Origin of the sequence: Streptomyces manipurensis (genome assembly GCF_049570255.1) — a bacterium.
GTDB lineage: Bacteria > Actinomycetota > Actinomycetes > Streptomycetales > Streptomycetaceae > Streptomyces > Streptomyces manipurensis.
This window is the reverse complement of sequence record NZ_CP186950.1, coordinates 1908057-1932639: the sequence shown is the minus strand read 5'-3', so window position 1 is coordinate 1932639 and position 24583 is coordinate 1908057. Positions and strand designations below refer to the sequence as shown.

The 24583-nt window shown below is 74.3% G+C and carries 22 protein-coding genes; 11 read left to right on the top strand and 11 right to left on the bottom strand.

The features are described from left to right. The first annotated feature begins 47 nt into the window (after positions 1-47). Positions 48-2888, top strand: coding sequence for a DEAD/DEAH box helicase (locus tag ACPU2J_RS08885; RefSeq protein ID WP_420081140.1), 2841 nt, complete (start codon positions 48-50; stop codon positions 2886-2888). Next, positions 2885-4090 carry an SWIM zinc finger family protein gene (locus tag ACPU2J_RS08880; protein WP_423833043.1) on the top strand — a complete coding sequence of 402 codons (1206 nt, stop codon included), beginning with the start codon at positions 2885-2887 and terminating at the stop codon, positions 4088-4090. Before ACPU2J_RS08885 ends, ACPU2J_RS08880 begins: the two co-directional genes overlap by 4 nt. On the opposite strand, the gene ACPU2J_RS08875 is transcribed toward ACPU2J_RS08880, so the two are convergent. Next, positions 4071-4619 carry a hypothetical protein gene (locus tag ACPU2J_RS08875; protein ID WP_420081142.1) on the bottom strand — a complete coding sequence of 183 codons (549 nt, stop codon included), beginning with the start codon at positions 4617-4619 and terminating at the stop codon, positions 4071-4073. The genes ACPU2J_RS08880 and ACPU2J_RS08875 overlap by 20 nt on opposite strands. A gap of 126 nt (positions 4620-4745) precedes the next feature. Here ACPU2J_RS08875 and ACPU2J_RS08870 point away from each other — a divergent pair, with 126 nt between their 5' ends. After that, positions 4746-5489, top strand: a complete 744-nt coding sequence (locus ACPU2J_RS08870; RefSeq protein WP_423833042.1) for a chaplin — start codon at positions 4746-4748, stop codon at positions 5487-5489. On the opposite strand, the gene ACPU2J_RS08865 is transcribed toward ACPU2J_RS08870, so the two are convergent. After that, on the bottom strand, positions 5473-6162 hold the full coding sequence (locus tag ACPU2J_RS08865; RefSeq protein ID WP_365138716.1) for a DUF2293 domain-containing protein: 690 nt from the start codon (positions 6160-6162) through the stop codon (positions 5473-5475). The genes ACPU2J_RS08870 and ACPU2J_RS08865 overlap by 17 nt on opposite strands. Before the next feature lie 147 nt (positions 6163-6309). Here ACPU2J_RS08865 and ACPU2J_RS08860 point away from each other — a divergent pair, with 147 nt between their 5' ends. Continuing rightward, positions 6310-6699: a cupin domain-containing protein gene (locus tag ACPU2J_RS08860; RefSeq protein ID WP_361591900.1), complete on the top strand. Its 390-nt coding sequence runs from the start codon at positions 6310-6312 to the stop codon at positions 6697-6699. Between the two features lie 18 nt (positions 6700-6717). Here ACPU2J_RS08860 and ACPU2J_RS08855 read toward each other — a convergent pair whose 3' ends face one another. Continuing rightward, entirely contained in the window at positions 6718-8160 is a 1443-nt protein-coding gene (locus tag ACPU2J_RS08855) for a WGR domain-containing protein (protein WP_361591898.1), read from the bottom strand. A 92-nt stretch (positions 8161-8252) separates the two neighbouring features. On the opposite strand from ACPU2J_RS08855, the gene ACPU2J_RS08850 reads away from it, so the two are divergent. Beyond that, complete coding sequence (locus ACPU2J_RS08850) at positions 8253-8960, top strand: uridine kinase (protein WP_423833041.1); 708 nt, start codon at positions 8253-8255, stop codon at positions 8958-8960. A 210-nt stretch (positions 8961-9170) separates the two neighbouring features. On the opposite strand, the gene ACPU2J_RS08845 is transcribed toward ACPU2J_RS08850, so the two are convergent. Together ACPU2J_RS08845 and ACPU2J_RS08840 are read right to left on the bottom strand one after the other, a co-directional pair. Then, on the bottom strand, positions 9171-10070 hold the full coding sequence (locus tag ACPU2J_RS08845; protein ID WP_420081146.1) for a carbohydrate kinase family protein: 900 nt from the start codon (positions 10068-10070) through the stop codon (positions 9171-9173). Further along, a complete protein-coding gene (locus ACPU2J_RS08840) occupies positions 10067-11011 on the bottom strand; it encodes a pseudouridine-5'-phosphate glycosidase (protein WP_423833040.1) in 945 nt (314 codons plus the stop codon). The genes ACPU2J_RS08845 and ACPU2J_RS08840 overlap by 4 nt, the downstream gene beginning before the upstream one ends. 82 nt (positions 11012-11093) lie before the next feature. Here ACPU2J_RS08840 and ACPU2J_RS08835 point away from each other — a divergent pair, with 82 nt between their 5' ends. Continuing rightward, positions 11094-11879, top strand: a complete 786-nt coding sequence (locus ACPU2J_RS08835; protein ID WP_423833039.1) for a methyltransferase domain-containing protein — start codon at positions 11094-11096, stop codon at positions 11877-11879. 73 nt (positions 11880-11952) lie between these two features. Beyond that, entirely contained in the window at positions 11953-12327 is a 375-nt protein-coding gene (locus ACPU2J_RS08830) for a cupin domain-containing protein (protein ID WP_399818357.1), read from the top strand. Here ACPU2J_RS08830 and ACPU2J_RS08825 read toward each other — a convergent pair. The 3 genes from ACPU2J_RS08825 to ACPU2J_RS08815 all read right to left on the bottom strand — a co-directional run bounded on the left by ACPU2J_RS08825 (position 12317) and on the right by ACPU2J_RS08815 (position 15342). Further along, positions 12317-13621 carry an MFS transporter gene (locus ACPU2J_RS08825; protein WP_420081149.1) on the bottom strand — a complete coding sequence of 435 codons (1305 nt, stop codon included), beginning with the start codon at positions 13619-13621 and terminating at the stop codon, positions 12317-12319. The two genes, ACPU2J_RS08830 and ACPU2J_RS08825, sit on opposite strands and share 11 nt — an antisense overlap. Before the next feature lie 166 nt (positions 13622-13787). Then, complete coding sequence (locus ACPU2J_RS08820) at positions 13788-14351, bottom strand: methylated-DNA--[protein]-cysteine S-methyltransferase (RefSeq protein WP_361591886.1); 564 nt, start codon at positions 14349-14351, stop codon at positions 13788-13790. A gap of 88 nt (positions 14352-14439) precedes the next feature. Continuing rightward, entirely contained in the window at positions 14440-15342 is a 903-nt protein-coding gene (locus ACPU2J_RS08815; RefSeq protein ID WP_420081150.1) for a glycerophosphodiester phosphodiesterase, read from the bottom strand. Between the two features lie 232 nt (positions 15343-15574). On the opposite strand from ACPU2J_RS08815, the gene uvrB reads away from it, so the two are divergent. From uvrB to ACPU2J_RS08795, 4 genes are all read left to right on the top strand, one after another. Further along, the gene (uvrB, locus tag ACPU2J_RS08810) at positions 15575-17761 is read left to right on the top strand and encodes an excinuclease ABC subunit UvrB (protein ID WP_423833038.1); all 2187 of its coding nucleotides are present in this window, start codon (positions 15575-15577) and stop codon (positions 17759-17761) included. A gap of 87 nt (positions 17762-17848) precedes the next feature. After that, positions 17849-18427: a TerD family protein gene (locus ACPU2J_RS08805; protein WP_329103171.1), complete on the top strand. Its 579-nt coding sequence runs from the start codon at positions 17849-17851 to the stop codon at positions 18425-18427. A 42-nt stretch (positions 18428-18469) separates the two neighbouring features. Next, the gene (locus tag ACPU2J_RS08800; protein ID WP_423833037.1) at positions 18470-20425 is read left to right on the top strand and encodes a TerD family protein; all 1956 of its coding nucleotides are present in this window, start codon (positions 18470-18472) and stop codon (positions 20423-20425) included. Positions 20426-20662: 237 nt separating this feature from the next. Continuing rightward, the gene (locus tag ACPU2J_RS08795; RefSeq protein WP_420081153.1) at positions 20663-21646 is read left to right on the top strand and encodes a TerC/Alx family metal homeostasis membrane protein; all 984 of its coding nucleotides are present in this window, start codon (positions 20663-20665) and stop codon (positions 21644-21646) included. Between the two features lie 13 nt (positions 21647-21659). Here the strand turns inward: ACPU2J_RS08795 and ACPU2J_RS08790 are convergent, their stop codons facing one another. The 3 genes from ACPU2J_RS08790 to ACPU2J_RS08780 all read right to left on the bottom strand — a co-directional run bounded on the left by ACPU2J_RS08790 (position 21660) and on the right by ACPU2J_RS08780 (position 24571). Then, a complete protein-coding gene (locus ACPU2J_RS08790; protein ID WP_420082469.1) occupies positions 21660-22988 on the bottom strand; it encodes an MFS transporter in 1329 nt (442 codons plus the stop codon). A gap of 213 nt (positions 22989-23201) precedes the next feature. Continuing rightward, positions 23202-23858, bottom strand: a complete 657-nt coding sequence (locus ACPU2J_RS08785) for an MBL fold metallo-hydrolase (RefSeq protein WP_365493827.1) — start codon at positions 23856-23858, stop codon at positions 23202-23204. Between the two features lie 23 nt (positions 23859-23881). Further along, positions 23882-24571: a maleylpyruvate isomerase family mycothiol-dependent enzyme gene (locus tag ACPU2J_RS08780; RefSeq protein ID WP_389076387.1), complete on the bottom strand. Its 690-nt coding sequence runs from the start codon at positions 24569-24571 to the stop codon at positions 23882-23884. Positions 24572-24583: the final 12 nt, after the last annotated feature.

The window sequence follows — 24583 nt, the reverse complement described above, 5'->3', positions numbered from 1 at the left end:
GACCCTGAGCCGCCCCGAGCAGAGGACCGAGGAGGGAGGGGAACACCATGACGGACCAGTCGCCGCAGCCGCAGCCCGGCCACGCGCTGCTGCGCCACGCCGCGGTGTTCCTGCCCGCCGCCGTCCCGCGCGAGGGACGGGTCGCGTTCTGGGCGCCCGACGGGGACCCGCTGCCCGACGCGGGCGCACCGGGCCCGCTGACCGTGGTGCGCCCGCACGGTGCGGGGGTCCGCAGCCGGACCGTGCCCGCGGTCTCCTTCTCCGTCACCGCCGCGCTGCCCCTGCTCGTCCGGGCGGCCCGCGGCCGTACGGCCCATCCCGCCACCCGGGCCTGGGGCGCCGCCGCCGCGCAGGCGCTCACCCTGGCCGCCCGCGGCCGCCTGCTGCCCGGGCTCACCCCCGAGTCGGTGGACGCCTGGCGGGCCGGCCCGCTCGACGCGGACGACGTCGCCCACCTCCGGGCGGTCGCCGCCGCCCTGCCCCCCGAGGGGTACGCCACGCCCCTGCCCGGCCGCCGTCCGCTCCACGTGGCCGAACCGGAAGCGCTGGTCCGGGCGTTCCTCGACGCCGTCGCCGACAGCCTGCCGCGCACCCCGGCCGCGCCGGTGGCCGCCGGGAAGCCGTTCGCCGCGCGGGACCCGCAGCGGATCCCGGAGATGGGGGAGTGGGCCGCCCAGGTCGCGGCCGGGGCCGACGCCGGCGTCGGCCTCTCCCTCCGGCTCGACCTGTCCTCCTTCCGCCTCTTCGACGAGGCCGAGGGTGAGGAGACCCGCCGGGCCGGAGCCGCCGTCGTCCAGGTGCACAGCCTCGCCGACCCCACCCTCGTCACCGACGCCGCACAGCTGTGGGCGGGCACGGCGGGTGCCGGGTTCGGCCCCCGGGCGCGCATCGACGCCGTGCTCGCGCTGCGCCGCGCGGGCCGGGTCTGGCCGCCGCTGCTGCGCCTGCTGGACCAGCCCGTCCCCGACGCGCTCGCCCTGTCCGACCCGGAGCTGGAGGACCTGCTCGGGGTGGCGGCGAGCCGTCTGGCGGCCGCCGGGGTCGCCGTCCACTGGCCGCGCGACCTCGCCCGTACGCTGTCCGCGACCGCCGTCGTACGCTCCACCGCGCCCGGATCCGCGACCGACGGGACCGCCTTCTTCGACGCGGAACACCTCTTCGCCTTCTCCTGGGAGCTGGCCCTCGGCGGCGACCGGCTCACCCCGGGGGAGATGGACGCCCTGGCGCAGGCCCACCGGCCGGTCGTCCGGCTCCGGGACCAGTGGGTGCGGGTCGACCCGGAGCTGGTGCGCAAGGCGCGCAAGCGCGAACTGGGCCTGCTGGACCCGGTGGACGCGCTGGCCGCGGCCCTGTCGGGGACCGCGGAGGTCGGCGGGGAACAGGTCGAGGCGGTGCCCGTGGGGGCACTGGCCGCCCTCCGGGAACGGCTCACCGCCGAGCTGGTCCCGCTGCCGCAGCCCGCCGCCCTCAAGGCCACCCTGCGCGACTACCAGGCGCGCGGCCTCGCCTGGCTCGACCTGATGACCTCCCTCGGCCTCGGCGGCTGCCTCGCCGACGACATGGGCCTGGGCAAGACCGTGACGCTGATCGCCCTGCACCTGCACCGGGACCGCCGCGAGCCGACCCTGGTCGTGTGCCCGGCCTCCCTCCTGGGCAACTGGCAGCGGGAGATCGAGAAGTTCGCCCCCGGCACGCCCGTGCGCAGGTTCCACGGCGGGGCCCGCAGCACGGAGGACCTGACCTCCTGCGAGGGCGGGTTCGTCCTGACGACCTACGGCACGATGCGGGCCAGCGCCGCCCTGCTCGCCGCACAGAGCTGGGGCATGGTCGTCGCCGACGAGGCGCAGCACGTCAAGAATCCGCACTCGGCCACGGCCAGGGCGCTGCGCACCGTGCCCGCGCCGGCCCGGGTGGCGCTCACCGGCACCCCCGTGGAGAACAACCTCTCCGAGCTGTGGGCGCTGCTCGACTGGACCACGCCGGGCCTGCTGGGCCCGCTGACCACCTTCCGGGCCCGTCACGCCCGCCCGGTGGAGCACCAGCAGGAGGAGGACGGCGGGAACGAGGCAGCGGTCGCCCGGCTGTCCGCGCTGGTGCGGCCGTTCCTCCTGCGGCGCAGGAAGTCCGACCCGGGCATCGCGCCCGAGCTGCCGCCCAAGACGGAGACCGACCACCCCGTGTCCCTCACCCGGGAGCAGGCCTCGCTCTACCAGGCCGCGGTGGACGAGGCGATGGCCGTGATCGGGGCGAGCGAGGGCATGGAACGGCGCGGCATGATCATGAAGCTGCTGGCCTCGCTCAAGCAGATCTGCAACCACCCGGCGCAGTACCTGAAGGAGGAGCGGCCGCGGATCCCGCACCGCTCCGGCAAGCTCGCCCTGCTGGACGAGCTGCTCGACACCATCCTGGCCGAGGACGGATCCGTCCTCGTCTTCACCCAGTACGTGACGATGGCCCGGCTCATCGAACGGCACCTCGCGGAGCGGGGGATCACCGCGCAGCTCCTGCACGGCGGGACCCCGGTGCCGCAGCGCGAGGTCCTCGTCGACCGCTTCCAGGCGGGCGAGGTCCCGGTGTTCCTGCTGTCGCTGAAGGCGGCGGGCACGGGGCTGAACCTCACCCGCGCCGGGCATGTCGTCCACTTCGACCGCTGGTGGAACCCGGCCGTGGAGGAGCAGGCCACCGACCGGGCCTACCGGATCGGCCAGACGCAGCCCGTGCAGGTCCACCGGATCATCGCCGAGGGCACCGTGGAGGACCGGATCGCCGAGATGCTGGAGGCCAAGCGCGCCCTGGCCGACGCCGTCCTGGGCTCCGGGGAGTCGGCGCTGACCGAGCTGACCGACCGCGAGCTGGCCGACCTCGTCTCCCTGCGGAGGCCCGCATGATCACCGCACGGGAGGACCGCCGCCGCACCTTCGAGACCGTGCCCGCCGGGGCCGAGGCGGTCAGCTGGTGGGGCGAGGCCTGGGTGGCAGCGCTGGAGGAGGGCGCGCAGGACGCCGCCCGGCTGGCCCGCGGCCGCGCGTACGCCGAGGCCGGCCACGTGGACGCGGTGACCGTCACCCCCGGCCGGATCGTCGCGTACGTCCGGGGCAGCCGGGCCCGCCCCTACCGCACCGAGCTGGCCCTGCCGGCCTTCGCCGACCCGGAGTGGAGCGCACTGCTGGAGTCGGTCGCCGCCGACCCCGCGGCTCTCGGCGCCCTGCTGGAGCGGGAGGTTCCGCAGTCCCTCGCGGACAGCGTCCTGCCCGGCCCGGGCGAGCTCGTCCCGCGCTGCTCCTGCCCGGACGTCGCCCGCCCGCCGTGCAAGCACGCGGCGGCCCTCTGCTACCGCGCGGCCCGCCTGCTCGACGAGGACCCCTTCGTCCTGCTGCTCCTGCGCGGCCGCGGCGAACGCGAGCTCCTCGACGAGCTCACCCGCCGCAACGCCGCCCACGCCGCACGCGAACGGCCCGAGTCGGCGTCCGGCTTCCCCGGGGTCCCGGCCCGCGAGGCGTTCGCCCGCACCGGCCCGCCCCTGCTCCCCGTACCGCCGGCCGTGCCCGCCGTGCCGGGCCTGCCGCCCGCGTACCCGGCCGACCCGGCGGCGCCCGACCCGCTCGCCCTGGACCAGCTCGCCTCCGACGCGGCCGCCCGGGCCCTCACCCTGCTCACCACCGGCGAGGACCCGCTGGCCGGCCTGTCCCCGTGGCAGGACGCCGTACGGCTGGCCTCGGCCCATCCCACGGCCGGCCTGACCGGCCCGGCCCGCGCCCTCTACCGGGACCTGGCCCGCGCGACCGGCCGTACCACCACCGACCTCGCCCGGGCGGCGGCGGCCTGGCGGCAGGGGGGCCTGCCCGCCCTCGCCGCGCTGGAGGACCCCTGGGACCCCCCGGCCGGGCCCTTCGACCGGGCCCGCCCGGCCCTCCTGGCCGCGTCGCAGGGCTCCTTCCGCCCGGACCGCAACCGCCTGACGTCCCGCACCCGTCAGCTGCGCCTCGGCCGTGACGCCCTCTGGTACGCCTACGAGTCCCGCCCGGACGAGGAGGACTGGTGGCCCAGGGGCCGCCCGTCCGCCGACCCGGTCAGCGCGCTGCTGGGCTGAGGCCCTCCGCCCAGCGGGTCAGTTCGGCGAAGTCGCGGTCCCGGAGCCCGTGCCGCGGGTGGACCCGCAGCAGCAGGGCCGGAGCCGGGTGGTGCGCCGCGACCCAGGCACGGTCACGGGCGGTGATCATGTCGTCGACCCAGGCGAACGGGCGTCCGCCCGCCCAGTTGCTGAGGTGGCGGGTCTTCCACGACAGCCCTTCCGGGTCCCTGGCGAACAGTTCGGGCCATTCGACCACGGTCAGGTCGCCGGGCAGGCCGATGTGCGGGGAGATCATCGTGTTGGCCTGGTGCGTCCAGGCGGTGGCCCACGCGAGCTCGAAGGGCAGCCCCAACAGCCGTGCGCCGTGGGACGGATGGAGCCGGACCCGTACGCCGCGCCGGGCCTTGCGGGAATCCGGATCGCGGTAGGAGAGCCACACTTCCGGCCGCATCCGGTGGCTCCGGTATCCCCGCAGTCCCGCGAAGGGCGACCGGAACGGGTTGAGCGGGCCGTCCACATCGAGGAGCAGCAGCGGGCGATCAGTCATGAAGTAGCCAGTACCCAGTACACGATTGAGTGAAATGCCTACCGGCGCTATAACCCGTACGGGTCTCCGGTCGTTGTTCCCGCGCGGGACGAATCCCGCGAACTCCTCCGGAAAGCAGGGAAACTGATGCGTCACACTCGTCGGAACGGCGTCATCGCGGCGGTGGTAGCGGGAGGCGGGCTGGCGGTCGCGGGCGTCGGCGGATTCGCGCACGCCGATGCGGACGCGAGCGGCCGCGCCGCGGGCTCGCCGGGGGTGGGCTCCGGGAACCTGATCCAGCTTCCGGTGAACGTGCCGGTGAACGCCTGCGGCAACACCGTGAACGTGGTCGGCCTACTGAACCCGGCCGCGGGCAATCGCTGCGCCAACGTGTCGCAGGGCGGCGCGCAGGCCGGGTCCTCGTCCTCCTCGTCCTCGTCCTCCTCTTCGTCCACCGGGTCCTCGGCGTCCTCGCAGGCGGCGGGCAACCACTCCGGCGCGACGGCGCAGGGGAGCACGCAGGGCTCTCCCGGAGTGATCTCCGGCAACGGCCTCCAGCTGCCGGTCGACCTCCCGGTCAACATCAGCGGGAACTCCGTCAACGTGGTCGGCATCGGGAACCCCTCGCTCGGCAACACGTCCGTCAACGGCGAGCAGCCCACGCCCAACGAACCCGTGCAGCCCCCGGTGGTCGAGAAGCCGGTCACCCCGGTCACGCCGGTGGTCCCGCCCGCCCCGGTCACCCGGGTCACCCCGCCCGAGGCCCCGAAGCACGAGGCCCTCGCCCACACGGGCGCCGACGGCGCCGCCTACCTGGTCCCCGGCGCCGGGGTCCTGCTGCTCGGCGGTGTCCTCCTCTACCGCCGCTTCCGCGTCAGCCCGACGGTCTGACCTCCGCGCCGTGCGCCGCCGGTGACTCCGTACGCCAGCCGTCCAGGACGGCGTCGATCCGGGCGGCCAGCCGGGCGCGCGCCGCGAAGCGGGGGACTCCCGCCATCAGCAGCGCGTCGTACTCGGTGTCGGTGTGCCGCACGGCCGCCCGTACCGCGACCGAGACCGCCGTCTCGTCCAGAGCCCGGCCGGCCGCGGTACGGCCCACCCGGCCGCTGCCCCGCAGCGAGGCGTGCAGGGCGATCGCCACGGCCCGGTCCGCCGGACAGCCCGGGAACAGCCGCACGATCTCTGCGGCGAACGCGGCGGTGAAGCGGGTGTCCTCGGCCTCCCGCCGGCGCCGGTCGCGTTCCCTGCGGCGGGCCCGCGCCTCGGCGTCCGCGAGGCAGGCGCGTTCGGCCCGGGCCAGGGCCGCCTCCTCGACCAGGAGTCCGAGGCGCTCGTAGCGGCGGCGCCGCCGGTGGAGGCGGACGACGACCGCCGACAGCGAACTGGCCTCGCGGGAACGGCGGGTCAGCGCGGCGTCCCCGCGCGGGAGATAGACGAGATGGCCGAGGTCCGCGCAGTCCAGACAGCGCGGCACCCCCGCTTCCCGCACGAGATGCCGCAGCGGCCCCTGCCGGCAGTCGGCGCAGTGGATCTGCTTCGGTGACTCGAACACGACCAGGCTCATACAGGTGTGATACCGCCGTGCGATCCTCATATCACCTGGTGAACAAGCCGGGTTGAGGTCCGGTCGGCTCTTCCGGGAGGGACCGGTGTCCTCTTACGGTGTGGCGCGGGACCGCCTTCCACGGGCCGGTCCGCCGAGGAGGGGAACATGGGCGGGGCACAGGCGCTGACGGCACGGCCGCAGGCCGAGCAGGAGGCTGTGGGGGCGTGCGTGGCGACGCTTCCACCGGACCGGACCATCGTCATCCCGCCGGGCGGCTGCACCGGCTGGCACTACCACCGGGTACGGCTGGACGCGGTGGTCCTGTCGGGAACCCTCACCCGGGTCCTCCACGACCTGTCCGTCGTGGTCCACCACACGGGCACCACCTTCGTGGAGCCCGCCGGCAGCGGGCACATCCACCTCGGCCACAACCTCGGCACCGAGCCGGTCGTCCTCCACGTCACCCCCCGGCAGCCCGAGGGAACGCCCTTCTCCATACCCACGCCCGCGCCGGCCGGGGCCACCCGGGCGGTCTGCGGGCAGCACACCCGGTGAACCGCACCCGACGGGACGTCAGACCAGCCGGCGGATCTCGCCGCGGACCCGGTAGAAGCCCCCCGAGGCGGCATGCAGCCCGTCGACCACGTACCGGGCGCCGGCCTCCCGGATCCCGCGCGGAAACTGCACGTTCCACGGCTCGAAGCCGCCCGACACCACCTGCACGCGCATCCGGCCGCCCTGCTGGACGCACTCCACCACCACGCCGTCCGCAGGAGCCGCCGCCACCGTGACCGTCGCCACCGCCGAGGCCGACGCCGCCGGGGTGAACACGGGCAGGGCCGCCGCCGACTTCACGTCCCGCGCCGCCGGGACCGTGCCCTGCTGGGCCGCGGCGATCGCCTGCTCGCTCGCGTCCACGCAGACCAGCGAACCGTCCGTGGTGACCAGGTACAGCCGGCCGTCCAGATACTGCATCGACAGCGCCGACCCGCCCCCGGTGCCCAGCTTCCACAGCCGCTGCCCGTCCGCGTCGAAGCAGTAGACCGACGAGGAGGAGTCACCGGCGAAGACGTGCCGCCCGTCGGGCGAGGTCGCGCACGAGTAGACGGACGCGTCGCACACGTAGGAGGCCTCCGTCGCCCCCGTCGCCTTCGACAGGCGCTGCACCCGGTTGCGGACCGTGCCCGCGTACACCGCGTGCTCCTCCTGCCAGCCGAACAGCACCCCGCCGGGGGTCGTCGCGTGCCACAACTGGCCCGTCCCGTCGGCGGCGTAGGCCGTCACACCGCCGCCGTGCCCGTGGAAGACGGCCCGCTCGTCCGCCCGGACCATCCACGCGTGCTGCCCGGCGGACTTCCGCGACCACTGGTGCTCGTCCTCGTGGTCGATGACGGTCAGGCCGCCGTTGGCGTCGGAGACGTGCAGCACGCCCTCGTGGATGTCGAGCCAGAAGATGTCCACATCCTGCGCGATGGTGTACGCGCCGAACGGGACCTTCGACGACAGGTCGTACACCGTGCCGTCGTCGCAGCCCGCGTAGATCCAGAAGTCGTCCGCGACCAGGCACTTGACCCCGTCGGGCAGCGAGTAGCGGGCGAGCACGTCACCGCCGTGGCTCAGCGTGTACACGTCGCCGGCCTGGTTGCCGACCCAGCAGCGGTCCTCGTCGATGTGGATGCCGAAGGCGGCCGAGCCGGTCCGGAAGCGCCACAGCACCGGAGCCACCGCACGCGCCGTCGACGGCGCCGACGACACCTGGCGGCGGGTCACCGCGCGGGCCGCGCGCTGCCCCTGCACCGCCGGGGCGTAGCCCTTGCGCACCTTCTCGCCGATCTTCTTCGCGGCCGCCGCCCGCGCCTTGTCCACCGTGGGGAAGGAGGAGCTCTGCAGCTGGCCCGGCGCGCCGATCCGGCCGTACCGCACGGAGACGAACGTGCCGTCCACGGTCACCTCGTAGAACTTGTGCGCACCGCCGCCCTCCTGCGACAGCTCCAGGTACGTCGTCTCCCGAGCCATGACAGACCCCTCCCGAACACCGGCCCACCGGAGCCCTTTTCCGCCGGTGATCCCTTGGGAAGAAGCTACGGCCGGGCACTGACAATGGGCCCGTGCACTGGGAAGCGATCACATGGCAGCGGATGGCCGAGCGGCTCGCCGGTCACCTGGACGACCCCGGCCCCGGCCCCGATCCAGGCCCCGGCCCCGGCCCCGATCCAGGCCCCGGCCCCGACTCCGGACCGGCGCCGGAGCCCGCGCGCCGGCTGCGGGTGGGCATCGACGGAGCGCCCGCCGCCGACACCGGCCTCCTCGCGGGACGGCTCGCCGAGGAGCTGCGCTCCCGCGGACGCCCGGTGCTGGTGGTGCCCACCGCCGGGTTCCTGCGGCCCGCCTCCCTGCGCTTCGAGTACGGCCGCCGGGACGTGGACGCCTACCTGGACGGCTGGTACGACACGGCCGCGCTCTGGCGGGAGGTGTTCGGGCCGACGGACCCCGGGGGTTCCGGGCGGGTGCTGCCCGACCTCTGGAACCCGGAGACCGACCGCGCCACGCGGAGCCCGTACGTGGAACTGCCGCCCGGCGGCGTGGTCGTGGTGCACGGCCCGCTGCTGCTCGGGCAGTGGTACCCCTTCGACCTGAGCGTCCACGTGCGGCTGTCGGCCGGGGCGCTCACCCGGCGGACGGCGGAGCCCGAGCGGTGGACGGTGGCCGCGTTCGCCCGCTACGAGGCCGCGACGGACCCCGCGGCGGTCGCGGACGTGGTGGTGCGGGCCGACGATCCGCGGCACCCGGCGTGGACGGGCCTGCCCGGCCGCTGACCCCGCCCGGCGGGCCCGGCCCGTGAGCACCCGCCGGCCGGGCCGACCGCGGTCGGCGGCAGACCCGCTTCGGGCGGCCGCTCGGGCGGCAGACCCGCTTCGGGCGGCGCCTCGGGCGGGAGGCCCGCTTCGGGCGGCCCCTCGGCCGGGAGAGCGTCGCCGTCGAAACCCTGGTCACCACCGGCCTCGTCCCCACCGCGGGCGAAGCCACTACGGGCGGGCCCCCGGGCGGGTGACCGCCTCCGCCGCCGCGCGGCAGCCGCGACGGGCCGCCTCCGCCGGGCCCGCGCCCTCCAGACGGGCCGCCAGGAACCCTCCCGCGAAGGCGTCGCCCGCGCCCGTGGAGTCCACCGCCTCCACCGGGTGGGCCGCGACCTCCGCCGTGATCCGGCCGCCCTCGGCGATCAGCGCCCCCTCCCCGCCCAGGGTCACCACCACCAGCGGCACCCTGCGGCTCAGTGCCACCGCCGCCCGGGCCACCCCCGAGGACTGCCGCAGCCCGGCCAGCAGCCGGGCCTCGTCCGCGTTCGGCAGCAGGACCTGCGCCCCGGCCGCCGCCTCCATGAACCGCTCCGGTCCGAGCCCGGCCAGGAAGCCCGCCGAGGCCGGGTCCACGCTGACCGGCACCCCCCGCGCCCGTGCCTCGCGCAGCGCGACCACGGCCAGCTCCCGGCTGCGGTCGGCGAAGTACAGGTAGCCGGACAGGTGGAGATGGGCCGCGCCGTCCAGCAGGGACGGAGCCCAGTCGGCGGGGGACAGCCGCAGGGAGGCCCCGCTGTCCGTGAGGAAGGTGCGCTCCGCGTCCCCGTCGACCAGCGCCACGACCGTTCCGGTGGGCTCCTCCGGGTCGATCACCAGCCGCGGCCGCACCCCCGCGTCCACCAGGGCCCGTTCGTGCCAGCGCGCCGACTCGGTGCCCACGCGGGCGAGCAGGCGCACCTCCGCGCTGCCGGTACGGGCGGCCCAGCAGGCGGCGTTGGCGCCGGCGCCGCCCGGCAGGGTGCGGATGCGGGCCGTGGTGTCGGTCGCCGGGACTATCGGCTCCGGGTGCATCGCCACGACGTCCGTCACCACGTCCCCGACGACGAGCAGGGCTCCCGCTGCCGTCATGCCCGGGCCGCCCGGGCCCCCGCGATCCGGGCCCCGAGCCGCACGTTCCCGCGCACCGCCGCCAGGTTGGCCTCCAGCGAGGCGCCGCCCGTGGCCCGTACCAGGAAGCCCAGCAGGAACGGGGTCACCGCCTGGCCGGTGACCCCCTGGTCGCGCGCGGCGGCGAGCGCCTCGGCCAGGACCCGGTCGTGCAGCTCCGGGTCCAGCTGGTCCGCGGCCGCCACCGGATTGGCCACCAGCAGCGCCGACTCCGGTCCGCCCAGCGCGTCCTGGGCGGCCATCACCGCGGCCACCTCCTCCGGCCGGTGCACGGTCCAGTCCACCGGCTCGCCGGAATCGGCGAGGTAGAAGCCGGGGAACCGGTCCGTGCCGTACCCGAGCACGCCCACCCCCAGGGTCTCCAGCCGCTGGAGCGTCGCCGGCACGTCCAGGATGGACTTCACGCCCGCGCACACCACCGTGATCCGGGTCCGCGCCAGCAGGGAGAGGTCCGCCGACTCGTCCTGCGTCTGCGCCCATTCGCGGTGCACGCCGCCCAGCCCGCCCGTCGCGAAGACCCGCAGGCCCGCCCGGGCCGCGAGGAAGGCCGTCGCGGACACCGTCGTCGCCCCGGTGGCGCCCGTGGCGAGTGCGGGTGCCAGGTCCCGGTGGCCGAGCTTGCGCACGCCGTCACCGGCCGCGATCCGCTCCAGCTGGGTCTTGTCCAGGCCGGCACGGGCCACGCCGTCCACCACCGCGACCGTCGCCGGGACCGCGCCCTCCGCGCGGACCAGTTCCTCCAGTTCGAGGCCCACCTCCAGGTTGCGGGGGCGGGGCAGGCCGTGCGCGATGATCGTCGACTCCAGGGCCACCACGGGCCTGCCCTGCGCGAGCGCCTCGCGCACCTCTTCCGACAGGACCGGTACGCCGGGCGCGGATGCCGTTGCTCTGTGCTGTGACATGTCCCCATCCATGGCACGCGACCGGCGCCCCCAAACGCACTCCCGCCCCACCCGTCACAAGCTGTCCGAGTAGCGTTCCCCCGTGGACACGCGCGGCTTCTACGACGGGCTCGCCGACCGCTACGACCTCGTCTACGCGGACTGGGACGCGTCCGTGGCCCGGCAGGGCCGGATCCTCGACGCCCTGCTCACCGCCGCGTCGGGCCCGGGACCGCACACCGTCCTCGACACCGCCTGCGGCATCGGCACCCAGGCCCTCGGCCTCGCCGCACGGGGCCACAGGGTCACCGGGACCGACCTCAGCCCCCGCTCCGTGGCCCGCGCCGCCCGGGAGGCCGCCCGCCGCGGACTCGATCTCCCGGTCGGCGCCGCCGACATGCGGGCCCTGCCCTTCGCGGACGCCTCCTTCGACGCCGTGGTCTGCGCCGACAACGCGCTGCCCCACCTGCTCACCGCCCGGGACGTGCTCGCCGCCCTGGCCGAAACCCGGCGGGTCCTGCGCCCCGGTGGACTGCTCCTGCTCTCCACCCGCCCCTACGCGGATCTGCTCCGCGCCCGGCCGCTGAGCGAGGCCCCGCACGTCCGCACCGGCCCCGACGGGCAGCGGACGATCACCTTCCAGCTGTGGCACTGGCACCCCGACGGGGAGCGCTACGACCTGGAGCTCTTCCAGCTCCTGCCGGCCGGGGACACCTGGACGCCCCGGACCTCCCGCGCCACCTACTGGGCGCTCCCGCAGGAGGCGACCGCGGCGTTCGCCCGGGAGGCGGGCCTGTGCGACACCGTCTGGCACGCGCCGGCCGACACCGGCTTCCACCAGCCCGTCCTCACGGCCAGGCGGCCGGGTCCGGCCGACTGGACAGGATGACTCGTGGGCCGGTCCGTTCCTGGACGCTGTGGTCACCGCGCCGGCCGGACGGGTCGCACTAGGCTGGCGCGCCATGAGCACCAGTGATCACTCCGCCCCCTCCGCCCCCGCCTCCTTCGCCGTCACCGTGGCGGACGTGGAGCTGGAGCCCGAGGACCTCGACCCCGCACAGATCGTCTCCGGCGCACCGGTCGTCACGGGCCGGGTCCTGTGGGAGTCGGCCGACGGCACGCAGGTCCGCGGCATCTGGCAGATCACCCCGGGCGTGGTCACCGACGTCGAGGCGGACGAACTGTTCGTGGTGGTCAGCGGCCGCGCCACCGTCGAGGTCGAGGGCGGCGCGACCCTGGAGCTGGGCCCCGGGTCGGCCTGCGTGCTGCGCGAGGGCGACCGGACGACCTGGACCGTCCACGAGACCCTCCGCAAGGCCTACCAGATCAGCTGCTGACGGAGTCCTTCCCCGCCGGCGGCGCGGGGTGGCGGCGCGCGGTGAACAGGGCGAGGGCCGCCATCGGCAGCAGCAGCGACGCCCCGACGGCGTTGAGCCAGCCGTAGCCGGCCTGGGACATGACCAGGCCGGCCGCGGCCCCGCCCACACCCGCGGCCGTGTTCATCGTGAGGTCGCTCAGCCCCTGGACGGCGGCGCGCGCGGGCTGCGGCACCGAGTCGGTCAGCAGGGCCGAGCCGGACACCATGCCGGCCGACCAGCCGAGGCCCAGCAGGAAGAGGCCCAGCGCGCTCCGGCCGTGGCTGGTCCCGGCCGTTCCCGCGAGCAGGGCGGCGACGGACAGCAGCCCGGCGGCCAGGCCGATGACGGAGAACCGGCCGATACGGTCCGCCAGCCACCCCATCACCGGCGAGAACGCGAACATGCCCGCGATGTGACCGCTGATCACGAGCCCGATCAGCTCCAGTCCGGCGCCGTGGTGGTCCAGGTCCATCGGGGTCATCACCATGATCGAGACCATGACGGTGTGCGACACGGCCACGGTGACCAGGGCGAGCCGGGCCCGCGGCGAGGCACGTACGGCGGCGATCCCGGCGCGGATCGAGCGGCCCTCGCCGGACCGCTCCTCGGGCGAGGCCAGCGCGCGGGCCGTCAGCAGCGGGTCCGGGCGCAGGAACACGGCGATCAGGGCGCCGGTGAGCACGAAGACCACGCCGGCCCACACGAAGGGGCCGGCGGTCTCGGGCACGGCGGTCCCGGCGAAGCTCCGGCTGGCGGGCGCGGAGAGGTTGGGCCCGAGCACGGCGCCGAGGGTGGAGGCCCACACGACGACGGAGATGGCCCGGGCCCGGCGGTCCGGCGCGGCGAGGTCGGCGGCCGCGAAGCGGGCCTGGAGGTTGGCCGAGGAGGCGGCGCCGAAGGCGGCCATGCCGAGCATCAGCAGCGGGAAGTTCCCGATCGCGGCGGCCAGGACGACCAGGGCGGCGCCGGCGGCGCCGATCGCGTAGGCGAGGACCAGCCCGGGCCGCCTGCCGCGCGCGGTCATCAGTGCGGCGAGCGGCAGCGAGACCACGGCCGTGCCGATCACGGCGGCGGTGGAGGCGAAGCCGGACAGGGCCTCGGTGCCGCTGACCTCGGTGGCCAGTACGGGGGCCAGGGCGATGCTGATGGGCACGCCGAGGCCGCCGAGGACCTGGCCGGCGATGAGCACCCGGGTGGTGCGCCGCTGGAGCCGTTCGACGTCGGGGAGGGCGAGCGGGGGAGCCGGGCGGTCCGTGCCGGGCGCGGCGGTCATGCCGCGCCCCGCGGACAGCGCAGTGCGGCGCGGGGCGCGCGGGTGGGTATGGAGCCGGGTGCGGCGGCAGCAGTAGTCACCGCCGCAGTGTGCCACCCCTTACCGGCGGGTGGAACAGGCCCGGCGCCGGGAGGAACGCACCCGCCCCGGGGTCGGACGGCCGCGGTCAGAACAGCGGCTGCGGGAGCACGCCCTCCAGCGCCAGCAGCTGCCGCTTGGTCTCCACCCCGCCGCCGAATCCGCCGATGCCCCCGTCGTTCTCCACGACCCGGTGGCAGGCCACCACCAGCGGCAGCGGATTGGACCCCATGGCGTTGCCCACGGCCTGGGCGGCGCCGGGCTGGCCGACCCGGGCGGCGAGCTCCCCGTAGCCGACGACCGATCCGTAGGGCACGGAACGGTCCAGCTCCTGGAGCACCTGCCGGTTGAACCCCGAGCTGAGGCGCCAGTCCAGCGGCAGGTCGAAGCGCCGCAGCGATCCGGCGAAGTAGGCGCCGAGCTGCCGTACCGCCTCGGCGAGCAGCACCTCCTCGCCCGGCGCGGGCCGCCGGGCGTCGGCGCCGAGCCGGGAGACGAGCGCCCCGATCATCGCCTCGGCCCGGTCCGGCCCGGCATGGAACTCGATCCGGACCAGCCCCTCCGGGGTCGCGGCCAGGAGGAGGGGGCCGATGTCGCTGGCGACGACGGTCCATTCGAGGTGCGGCCCGCGGGGCCGCTCGGTGGTGTCCACGCCCCCACGGTACGGCCGCGGACCGACAACGCCGGTCCCGGACCGTCCCGGACGACGGCTGCCGCCAGGCACTTCCCGGGCCGTGCGCTCAGAACCCGCCGACCGCCTCGCGGACCACGTCCGGAGCGTTGGTGATGATCCCGTCCACGCCCATCTCCTGCACCTTCCGCGCGGTCGCCGCGTCGTCGACGATCCAGGTGTCCACCTCCATGGGCCTGCCGTGCGCCCCGAGCAGGCCGTGCACGGCCGCGACCCACTCCGCCGAGATCGTGGTGTGCCACGGGTTGATCCGGTCGGTGAACTCCGCGTACGCCGACAGGTCCGCCACCTTCGGGGTGCCGAGGAAGGCGGTCACCAGGTCCGGACGCAGCGCGTGCACGGTCCGCACGCTGTCCGCGCTGAAGCTCTGCACCACCAGGCGCCCGCTGACGCGCCGGCGGTCGAGCCAGCCCGCCTCGTCCAGCACCCGCAGGGTCTGCTCCTCGATGCCCGGGTACAGCTCCGGCTTCTTGATCTCCAGCAGCAGGCGCTGCTGGTTGCGCCGCACCCGGTCGAGGTACTGCCGCAGGGTCGGCACGCCCGCCCCCGCGTACTCCTCGCCGAACCAGCTGCCCGCGTCCAGCCGGGCGATCTCGGCGGCCGTGAAGTCCTTGACACGCCAGGGCCTGCGGTCGGGGAAGAGCTCCTCGACGTCGGTGGTCCGGGCCAGGGTGTCGTCGTGGATCACGACCAGCTCGCCGTCCCTGGTGCGCTGCACGTCGTTCTCGACCCACTCGAAGCCCAGCCGCATCGCCAGGTCGACCGCTTCGAGGGTGTTCTCGGGGGCGTACGCCGAGGCCCCGCGGTGGGCGTACACGACGGGGCCGCCGAGGGCCGCCGGGCCGGGTCCGGTGCCGGGGCCGGCGGCGGCCTGCGAGGCGGTCCCGCCCAGCAGGGTGAGGACGAGGCCCAGGAATGCCGCGGCGGCCGCGGCGGCGGGTCGGACGTGCATGTGCGTTCTCCTCGGGTCGTGAGCCCTGTTCCTGCGTCAGACGGGTGCGGAGCGGCAGACGTTGTGGCGATGCACTTCAACGCGATCATGGGGTTGAAGATCACGGGGCCGCCACCGAACTGCGACAAACGGACCAGAACGAATGACACCGGGCGCCGGTCGGCCGTCCGCCGGAGCGCGCCCGGCCCCGGCGGGGCGCGTGAGTGTCAGTGCGGGGTCGTACGGTGGAGTCATGCGGCCCGTATCGAAGATCGAACGCACGGTGGCGCCTTTCGAGGTCGTCAGCCCCTACCAGCCCAACGGCGACCAGCCGGCGGCCATCGCCGAGCTGGAGAAGCGCATCCGTGCAGGTGAGAAGGACGTCGTCCTGCTGGGTGCGACCGGCACGGGCAAGTCGGCGACCACGGCCTGGATGATCGAGAAGCTCCAGCGCCCCACCCTGGTGATGGCACCGAACAAGACGCTGGCCGCACAGCTGGCGAACGAGTTCCGCGAGCTCCTGCCGAACAACGCCGTCGAGTACTTCGTCTCGTACTACGACTACTACCAGCCCGAGGCGTACGTCCCGCAGTCGGACACCTACATCGAGAAGGACTCCTCGATCAACGAGGAGGTGGAGCGGCTGCGGCACTCCGCGACCAACTCCCTGCTGACCCGGCGCGACGTGATCGTCGTCGCCTCCGTGTCCTGCATCTACGGCCTGGGCACCCCGCAGGAGTACGTCGACCGGATGGTCCCCCTCAAGGTGGGCGAGGAGATCGACCGGGACCAGCTGCTGCGCCGCTTCGTCGACATCCAGTACACGCGCAACGACGTGGCCTTCACCCGGGGCACCTTCCGGGTCCGCGGCGACACCATCGAGATCTTCCCGGTCTACGAGGAGCTGGCCGTCCGCATCGAGATGTTCGGCGACGAGATCGAGGCGCTCTCCACCCTCCACCCGCTGACCGGCGAGGTCATCAGCGAGGACCGGGAGCTCTACGTCTTCCCCGCCAGCCACTACGTCGCCGGTCCGGAGCGCATGGAGAAGGCGATCACCGGCATCGAGGCCGAGCTGACCGAGCGCCTGGCGGAGCTGGAGAAGCAGGGCAAGATGCTGGAGGCGCAGCGCCTGCGCATGCGCACCACCTACGACCTGGAGATGATGCGCCAGATCGGCTCCTGCTCCGGCATCGAGAACTACTCCCTGCACATGGACGACCGTGAGCGGGGCTCCGCGCCCAACACCCTCATCGACTACTTCCCGGAGGACTTCCTCCTGGTCATCGACGAGTCGCACGTCACCGTGCCGCAGATCGGCGCCATGTACGAGGGGGACGCCTCCCGCAAGCGGACCCTGGTCGACCACGGCTTCCGGCTGCCGTCCGCGCTGGACAACCGCCCGCTGAAGTGGGAGGAGTTCCAGGAGCGCATCGGCCAGACCGTCTACCTGTCGGCGACCCCCGGCAAGTACGAGCTCTCGCGCGGTGACGGCTTCGTCGAGCAGATCATCCGCCCCACCGGCCTCGTCGACCCGGAGGTCGTGGTCAAGCCCACCGAGGGGCAGATCGACGACCTGGTGCACGAGATCCGGCTGCGCGTGGAGAAGGACGAGCGCGTCCTGGTCACCACCCTCACCAAGAAGATGGCCGAGGACCTCACGGACTACTTCCTGGAGCTCGGCATCCAGGTCCGCTACCTGCACAGCGATGTGGACACCCTGCGCCGCATCGAGCTGCTGCGCGAGCTGCGGGCCGGCGAGTACGACGTCCTGGTCGGCATCAACCTGCTGCGCGAGGGCCTCGACCTCCCCGAGGTGTCGCTGGTGGCCATCCTCGACGCCGACAAGGAGGGCTTCCTGCGCTCCGGCACCTCCCTGATCCAGACCATCGGCCGTGCCGCGCGCAACGTGTCCGGCCAGGTCCACATGTACGCGGACAAGATCACGCCGGGCATGGAGAAGGCCATCGAGGAGACCAACCGGCGCCGCGAGAAGCAGATCGCCTACAACACGGCGAACGGCATCGACCCCCAGCCGCTGCGCAAGAAGATCAACGACATCGTCGCGACCATCGCCCGGGAGGAGCTGGACACCGAGCAGCTCCTCGGCACGGGCTACCGGCAGGCGAAGGACGGCAGGGCGGCCGTGGCGCCGGTCCCGGACCTCGGCGGCCGCGCCGCCGGGGCCGCGGCGGGCGCCAAGGGTGCCGGGAAGGCCGGGAAGGCCGGCAAGGCGGCCGGGGCGGGCAGGGGCGCCAAGGCCCCCGAGGCGCTCACCGACCGGCCCGCGGCCGAACTGGCCTCGCTCATCGAGCAGATGACCGAGCGGATGCGCGCGGCCGCCGCGGAACTGCAGTTCGAGGTCGCGGCCCGGATCCGGGACGAGGTCGGGGAGCTGAAGAAGGAGCTCCGGCAGATGAAGGAAGCGGGCCTCGCCTGAGGAGGGGCCTGTCAGTAGGGTTGGGTCACAGCCGCAGGTACACGCTGCGCACCAGGCAATGGGGCGGGCAATGGAGAGGGGACGCGCGTGACGGTCAACATGACCAAGGGTCAGGCCATCAGTCTGCAGAAGGCGGACGGAGGCACGCTGACCGCGGTTCGGATGGGCCTCGGCTGGCAGGCGGCCAAGCGCCGCGGACTGTTCGGCTCGCGGACGCGGGAGATCGACCTCGACGCCTCGGCGGTGCTCTTCGCCGACAAGCAGCCCGTCGACGTGGTCTTCTTCCGCCACCTGCAGAGCGACGACGGCTCCGTGCGCCACACCGGCGACAACCTCGTCGGCGGCGTGGGCCAGGGCGGGGACGACGAGGCGATCCTCGTCGACCTCCAGCGCGTCCCGGTGCACATCGACCAGATCGTCTTCACGGTGAACTCCTTCACCGGCCAGACCTTCCAGGAGGTGCAGAACGCCTTCTGCCGGATCGTCGACGAGACCAACGGCCAGGAACTGGCCCGCTACACCCTCGACGGCGGCGGCCAGTACACCGCGCAGATCATGGCGAAGGTGTCCCGCGTCGGCTCCGGCTGGCAGATGACGGCCCTGGGGAACCCGGCCAACGGCCGCACCTTCCAGGACCTGATGCCGGCGATCCTGCCGCACCTGTAGCAGTACCGGACAAGAGAAGAAGGCACGGGGAGGGGCTGCACGATGACGGCCGAACTGGTCCGGGGGCAGAACCACCCCGTGTCCCAGAGCCGGGTGGAGATCAGGGTCTCGGCGGGCACGCCCGTACTCGCCCTGGCCTCGCTCTGCGACGAGGGGGGCCGTCTCACCGGCCGTGACGCGCTGGCCCACCCCGGCGCCAGGTCCCTCCCCGGGGTGGAGGCGCCTGGGGAGGTCGCCGACCGGCACACCTTCGCCGTCGATCTCGACGCCGTCGCGCCGGAGGTCCACCGGGTCGGCGTGCTGCTCGTGCTGCCGCAGGGCGGCCCGGTGCGCTTCGGAGCGGTGCCCGCCTCGTACGTGGCCGTGGCCGACCCGGCCGGCACCGAGCTCGCCGGGTACACCCTGACCGGCCTGGAGGCCGAGACCGCCGTCGTCGCCCTGGAGCTCTACCGCCGCCAGGGTGCCTGGAAGGTCCGTGCCGTGGGCCAGGGCTACGCCGACGGGCTCGGCGCCCTCCTCGCCGACGGCGGACTGCCCGCGCCGGACGCCGCGGCGCTGGCCGCCGCCGCGCTGCGCACGGGCCCGCCCGCCGTCGATGCCGACGTCACGCTCGCCGCCGCGACCGGGGTCGTCGGCGAGCTGCGCGCCGCGCAGCCGTCCGCGCAGCCCCCCGTCCCGCCCGCGGAGCCCGGCCCGGTGCCCGTCCCCGGTGTCCCCCTCGCGGGGAGCACCGGCCCGGCGCCCGCCGCCGACGGCCCGGGGTCCCCGCCCACCATCAGCTACGCCCACCCGCGGCGGCGCCGTACGAGCAGCGAGCCGCCCGAGCCCGCCCCGCGGCCCGCGGCCGCGCAGCCCGGGCAGCCGCCCCGGCCCGTGGCGGGGGACGCCAGCGGCTGGTCCATGGAGGAGCGTCTCTACAACCAGGTCTGGGGGATGTTCGAGGACCTCGCCCGTACCGTCGCCGCGTACCGCGGCGCCGTGGACTTCGCCGACCAGCGGATGGACCGCGAGCTCGACGGGGCCCTGGCGGATCCGCGCCACCGCCTCGGCGGCTCCGGCAACGCCGCCCAGGACACCGCCCGGGCCCGCCGCGAGGAGCTGGTCTCCCAGGCCCGTGCCGCCCTCGACCGCGATCTCGCGCAGCTCGTCGCCGAGGCTGAGGTGGTAGAGCCCGCGCTGCCGGCCGCGTACGCCGGCTGGGACAACCCCGTCTGGCACGGCCACGGGACGCCCGAGGAGGCGCCGCTGGCCCTGCGGCTGGGCGACCTGCACCTGCCCGAGCGGCCCGACCTGCGCATCCCGATGCTGGTGCGGGTCCCGCTGGAGCGCGGGCTGTGGATCGACAACGGGCGCACCGGTTCCGAGGCGGCGATGGCCATGGACACCGACCGGCTGCGCCGGGCGGCCCTGGACATGGCCGTCGCGTACGCGGTGCGGCTGCTCGCCGTGCACCCGGCCGACCGGCTCTCCGTGCACGTGATCGACGCGGCCGGGGCCGGTGCCGCCGCGCTGGAGCCGCTCGTACGGGCGGGCGTGCTGGCCGCGCCGCCCGCGGCGGGGGCCGCCGGGGTGACCCGCACGCTGGAGGCGCTGACCCGGCGGGTGGACCTCGTACAGATGGCGCTGCGGGCCGGAGCGCCCGAGGACCTGCCGCCGGACGTGGACCGGGCCGGCCAGCTGCTGATCGTGCACGACTTCCCGCACGGCTTCGACGACCGGGCCGTCACGCGGCTGCGCTACCTCGCGGACGAGGGCGCGGCGGTCGGCGTGCACCTGCTGATGGTCGCGGACCGCGACGAGGCCTCGGCGTACGGGCCGCTGCTGGATCCGCTGTGGCGCTCCCTGATGCGGCTGTCGCCGGTGCCGGACAACCATCTCGTCGACCCGTGGGTGCAGCACGCCTGGACCTTCGAGCCGAACCTCCCGCCGCGGGGCAGCGAGGTGCTGGAGCGGGTGCTCGGCCGGGTGGCGGAGGCCCGCCGTACTACCCGTCCGTGACCATTCCTTGGTGATCCCTTTACCTTTTCGGTCGGTCGCGGGTATGCTCGTCAGCGCGGAGGGGAGTATTCCTGCTTTCCTGCTACGGCGTACCCGTCAATACGGACCACTGCGGTTGCATCAACCCGGTGTCCCGGGGCGTCGGCCCACGGCCTCCAGGCCGCCCGGGTGGAAGAGACCTCCGGCAGCGATGACGCTGACGAAGTGCTGAGCCATCCGCCGGAGGCATGTTTCACCATGGAAGTTTCCTGGGCCCTGTGGGTCGCGACCATCCTCGGTCTCTCCCTCCTCATCGGCGCCGATTTCTTCATCGGCCGCAAGCCGCACGACGTGTCGATCAAGGAAGCAGGCACCTGGACGGTCGTCTGGATCGTCCTCGCCGTGCTCTTCGGCATCGGCCTGTGGCTCTTCGGGACCCCGCAGGCCTCGCAGGAGTTCTTCGCGGGCTTCATCACCGAGAAGTCGCTCAGTGTCGACAACCTCTTCGTCTTCGTCCTGATCATGGCGAAGTTCGCGGTCCCGTCGCACCTGCAGCAGCGCGTGCTCCTCATCGGCGTGCTGATCGCCCTGGTCCTGCGCGCGATCTTCATCGCCGCCGGAGCCGCGATCATCGCCAGCTTCTCCTGGGTCTTCTACATCTTCGGCGCGTTCCTGATCTACACCGCCTGGAAGCTCATCCAGGAGGCCCGCAAGGACGAGGACGACGAGGAGTTCGAGGAGAACCGCCTCCTCAAGTCCGTCGAGAAGAAGTTCGGCGTCGCCGACAAGTACCACGGCACCAAGCTCTTCATCATGAGCAACGGCAAGCGCGTGCTGACGCCGCTGATGATCGTCATGCTCGCCATCGGCACCACCGACGTGCTGTTCGCCCTGGACTCGATCCCCGCGATCTTCGGCCTGACCCAGGACCCGTACATCGTCTTCACGGCCAACGCCTTCGCCCTGATGGGTCTGCGCCAGCTGTACTTCCTCATCGGCGGTCTGCTGGAGAAGCTGGTCCACCTCAGCTACGGCCTGTCGATCATCCTCGGCTTCATCGGCGTCAAGCTGGTGCTGCACGCCCTGCACGAGTCCGGGGTGCACGTCCCGGAGATCTCCATCCCGTTCTCCCTCAGCGTCATCTGCGGTGTCCTGATCATCACCACGATCACCAGCCTCATCGCCTCGAAGAAGAAGGCGGCGGCCGAGGCCGCCGCCGGCACCGAGAGCGTCGACGCCTGACCGTCCTGACGGTCTAGACGGGGGCGGCCGCTTCGGCCGCCCCCGTCTCCTTTTCGCGGTCCGCCCCGCCGGCGGCCTCCGCCCGCTCGCGCAGGGCCCGCGGACCGGTCTCCGGCAGCAGGGCGAAGCAGGCCAGGCTGACCAGGGCCACCCCGGTGAGGTACGCCGCGACGCCCCACGGCGGACCGGAACCGTCCGCCAGCGCCGTCGCCACCACCGGGGTCAGCGCCCCGCCCAGGACGCCGCCCAGGTTGTATCCGACGGCCGCGCCCGTGCAGCGGATCCGCGGCGCGTACAGCTCCGGCAGGTACGCGCCCACCACCGAGAACATCGTGACCATGCCCAGCAGCGCCCCGGCGAAGCCCAGGGTCATCAGCAGCGGGTCGGCCGTGCGCAGCAGCGCCACCAGCGGGAACATCCACACCACGCAGAGCGTGCACCCCGCCAGGCACAGGGGTCTGCGCCCGTAGCGGTCGCCCAGCATCGCGATCAACGGGGTCACCACGCCCTTGAAGGCGACCGCGGCCATGATGCAGGCCAGCATCACCGTACGGCTCACCGACAGCCGCTCGGTGGCGTACGCGAGGGACCAGGTGGTCACCGCGTAGAAGACCGCGTACCCCACGGCCAGTGCCCCGCCGGTCAGCAGGAGCAGCCGCCAGTGGCCCCGCAGGACCTCGGCCAGCGGGGCGTCGGCCCGGCTCCCGCTCTCGGCGAGCGCGCGGAACTGCGGGGTCTCCTCCACCGACCGGCGCAGCCACAGCCCGGCCAGGGCCAGCAGCCCCGCCGCCCAGAAGGGCACCCGCCATCCCCACGAGGTGAACGCGGAGTCGCTCAGCGAGGCGGACAGGCCCAGCATCATGCCGTTGGCCAGCAGGAATCCCACGGCCGGGCCGATCTGGGGGAAGCTCGCCCACAGCCCGCGCCGTCCCTCGGGGGCGTGCTCGGCGGTCAGCAGCACGGCCCCGCCCCACTCGCCGCCCAGCCCGAGGCCCTGGAGGAAGCGCAGGAGGAGCAGCAGGACCGGCGCCGCCGCGCCGATGGTGCCGTACGTCGGTACGCAGCCCACCGCGACGGTGGCGACCCCGGTCAGCAGCAGGGAGGCCAGCAGCACCGGGCGCCGCCCGTAGCGGTCGCCGACGTGCCCGAACAGGACCGAGCCCAGCGGGCGGGCCAGGAAGCCGACACCGAAGGTGCCGAAGGCGGCGAGGGTCCCCGCGAGCGGGGAGAAGGAGGGGAAGAAGAGGGGGCCCAGCACGAGGGCGGCGGCGGTTCCGTAGACGAAGAAGTCGTAGAACTCGATGGCGGTCCCGGCCAGGGCCGCCGACGCCAGGCGGAGCATGCCGGGACGGGCCGGCCCGGCGGGACCGGGGCGGTCGGCGGACTCGGCGTGTCCGGGGCGTCCGGGGGCCGCCGTGGGGGAGGGGGCGGCGGGAGGGGAGGGGTCCTGATGCATGCGGCACCACATACCGCCTCCCCGCCCGCGGGGCATCGGTTCGGACGCTCAACGACCGGAAGGAGTGGTCGTCGCGCCGAAGTTGACGCGTTGCCGTCCCTACCAGCCGCGCTCGCGCCACTCGGCGAGGTGCGGGCGCTCCGCCCCCAGCGAGGTGTCGTTGCCGTGCCCGGGGTAGACCCACGTCTCGTCCGGCAGCTGCGCGAAGAGCTTCTCCTCGACGCCGTCCAACAGGCTCTTGAAGGCCTCCGGGTCGTCGTGGGTGTTGCCGACGCCGCCCGGGAAGAGGCAGTCCCCGGTGAAGACGTGCGCGTGGCCGTGCGGGTCGTCGTAGACGAGGGCGATGGAGCCGGGGGTGTGGCCGACCAGGTGGCGCGCGGTCAGCTCGACGCGCCCGACGCGCACGGTGTCGCCGTCCGCGACCGGGACGTCCGTGGGCACCGGGATGCCCTCGGCGTCCAGGGCGCCGGCGTAGGTGGTCGCGCCGGTGGCGTCCACGACCTCGCGCAGGGCGCCCCAGTGGTCTCCGTGCCGGTGGGTGGTGACGACCGCGGTGATGCCGTCGTCCCCGATCAGGTTGAGCAGGGTCTGCGGTTCGGCGGCCGCGTCGATGAGCAGCTGCTCGTCGGTCGCCCGGCAGCGCAGCAGGTAGGCGTTGTTGTTCATCCCGCCCACCGCGACCTTGGAAATCATCAGGTCCGCGAGTTCGTGCACGTCGGCCGGACCGCCGACCTTGACCTCTCCGGTGTACGTCATGGTGTGATCCTAGTGGTGTCTTCCTACAGGGGCGGGAGCTCGGGCAGGTCGCCGCCCGCGGTCGTCAGGGAGGCGCCCTTGTCGCCGCGGCCGGCGAGCCAGGCGAGCAGGCCGGCGGGGGTGCCGGTCACGGTCACGACGGGGTCCCCCGCGGAGCCGGTGCGCCAGGTCCGCCCGTCCGGCGCGGCCAGTGCGGTCGGCGGTACGTCGGGGCGCCCGGACCAGCGGTCGGCGAGGAAGGTGATCTCCCGGTCGGTGAAGTCCGCGGGGAGGTCGGAGAGCTCGTAGCCGATGTTCAGGTCGACGTGGTGCAGGTCCACCTCGACCCAGCGGCGGAACGGCACGTTCGCGGCGAGGTCCGTGACGCCGTTGCGCAGCTCGACGGTGCGGGACCAGTCCTGCTCGGGCTCCGTGGTCGCGAGGAAGCGGTCCCCGGAATCACGGAGGTCCGCGAGGTGTTCTTCGAGGGGCCGGCCGGCGTCGCGCGCGATGTCGGCGTCGCGCGCGTCGGCGCTCTCGTACATGGGGCGCGCCTCGAAGACGTTGACGAGGGCGTCGGCGTTGCGTGCGAGGTGGGCCAGGATGTGGCCACGGGTCCAGCCCGGGAGGTGTGACTCCTCGGACAGGGCGGCGTTGTCCAGTTTCGCGGCCGCGGTCAGCAGCCGGTCCGTGGCTTCACGTACAGATCGCAGGTCGTGCACATGATCAGTCATGGTGTCGAGCCT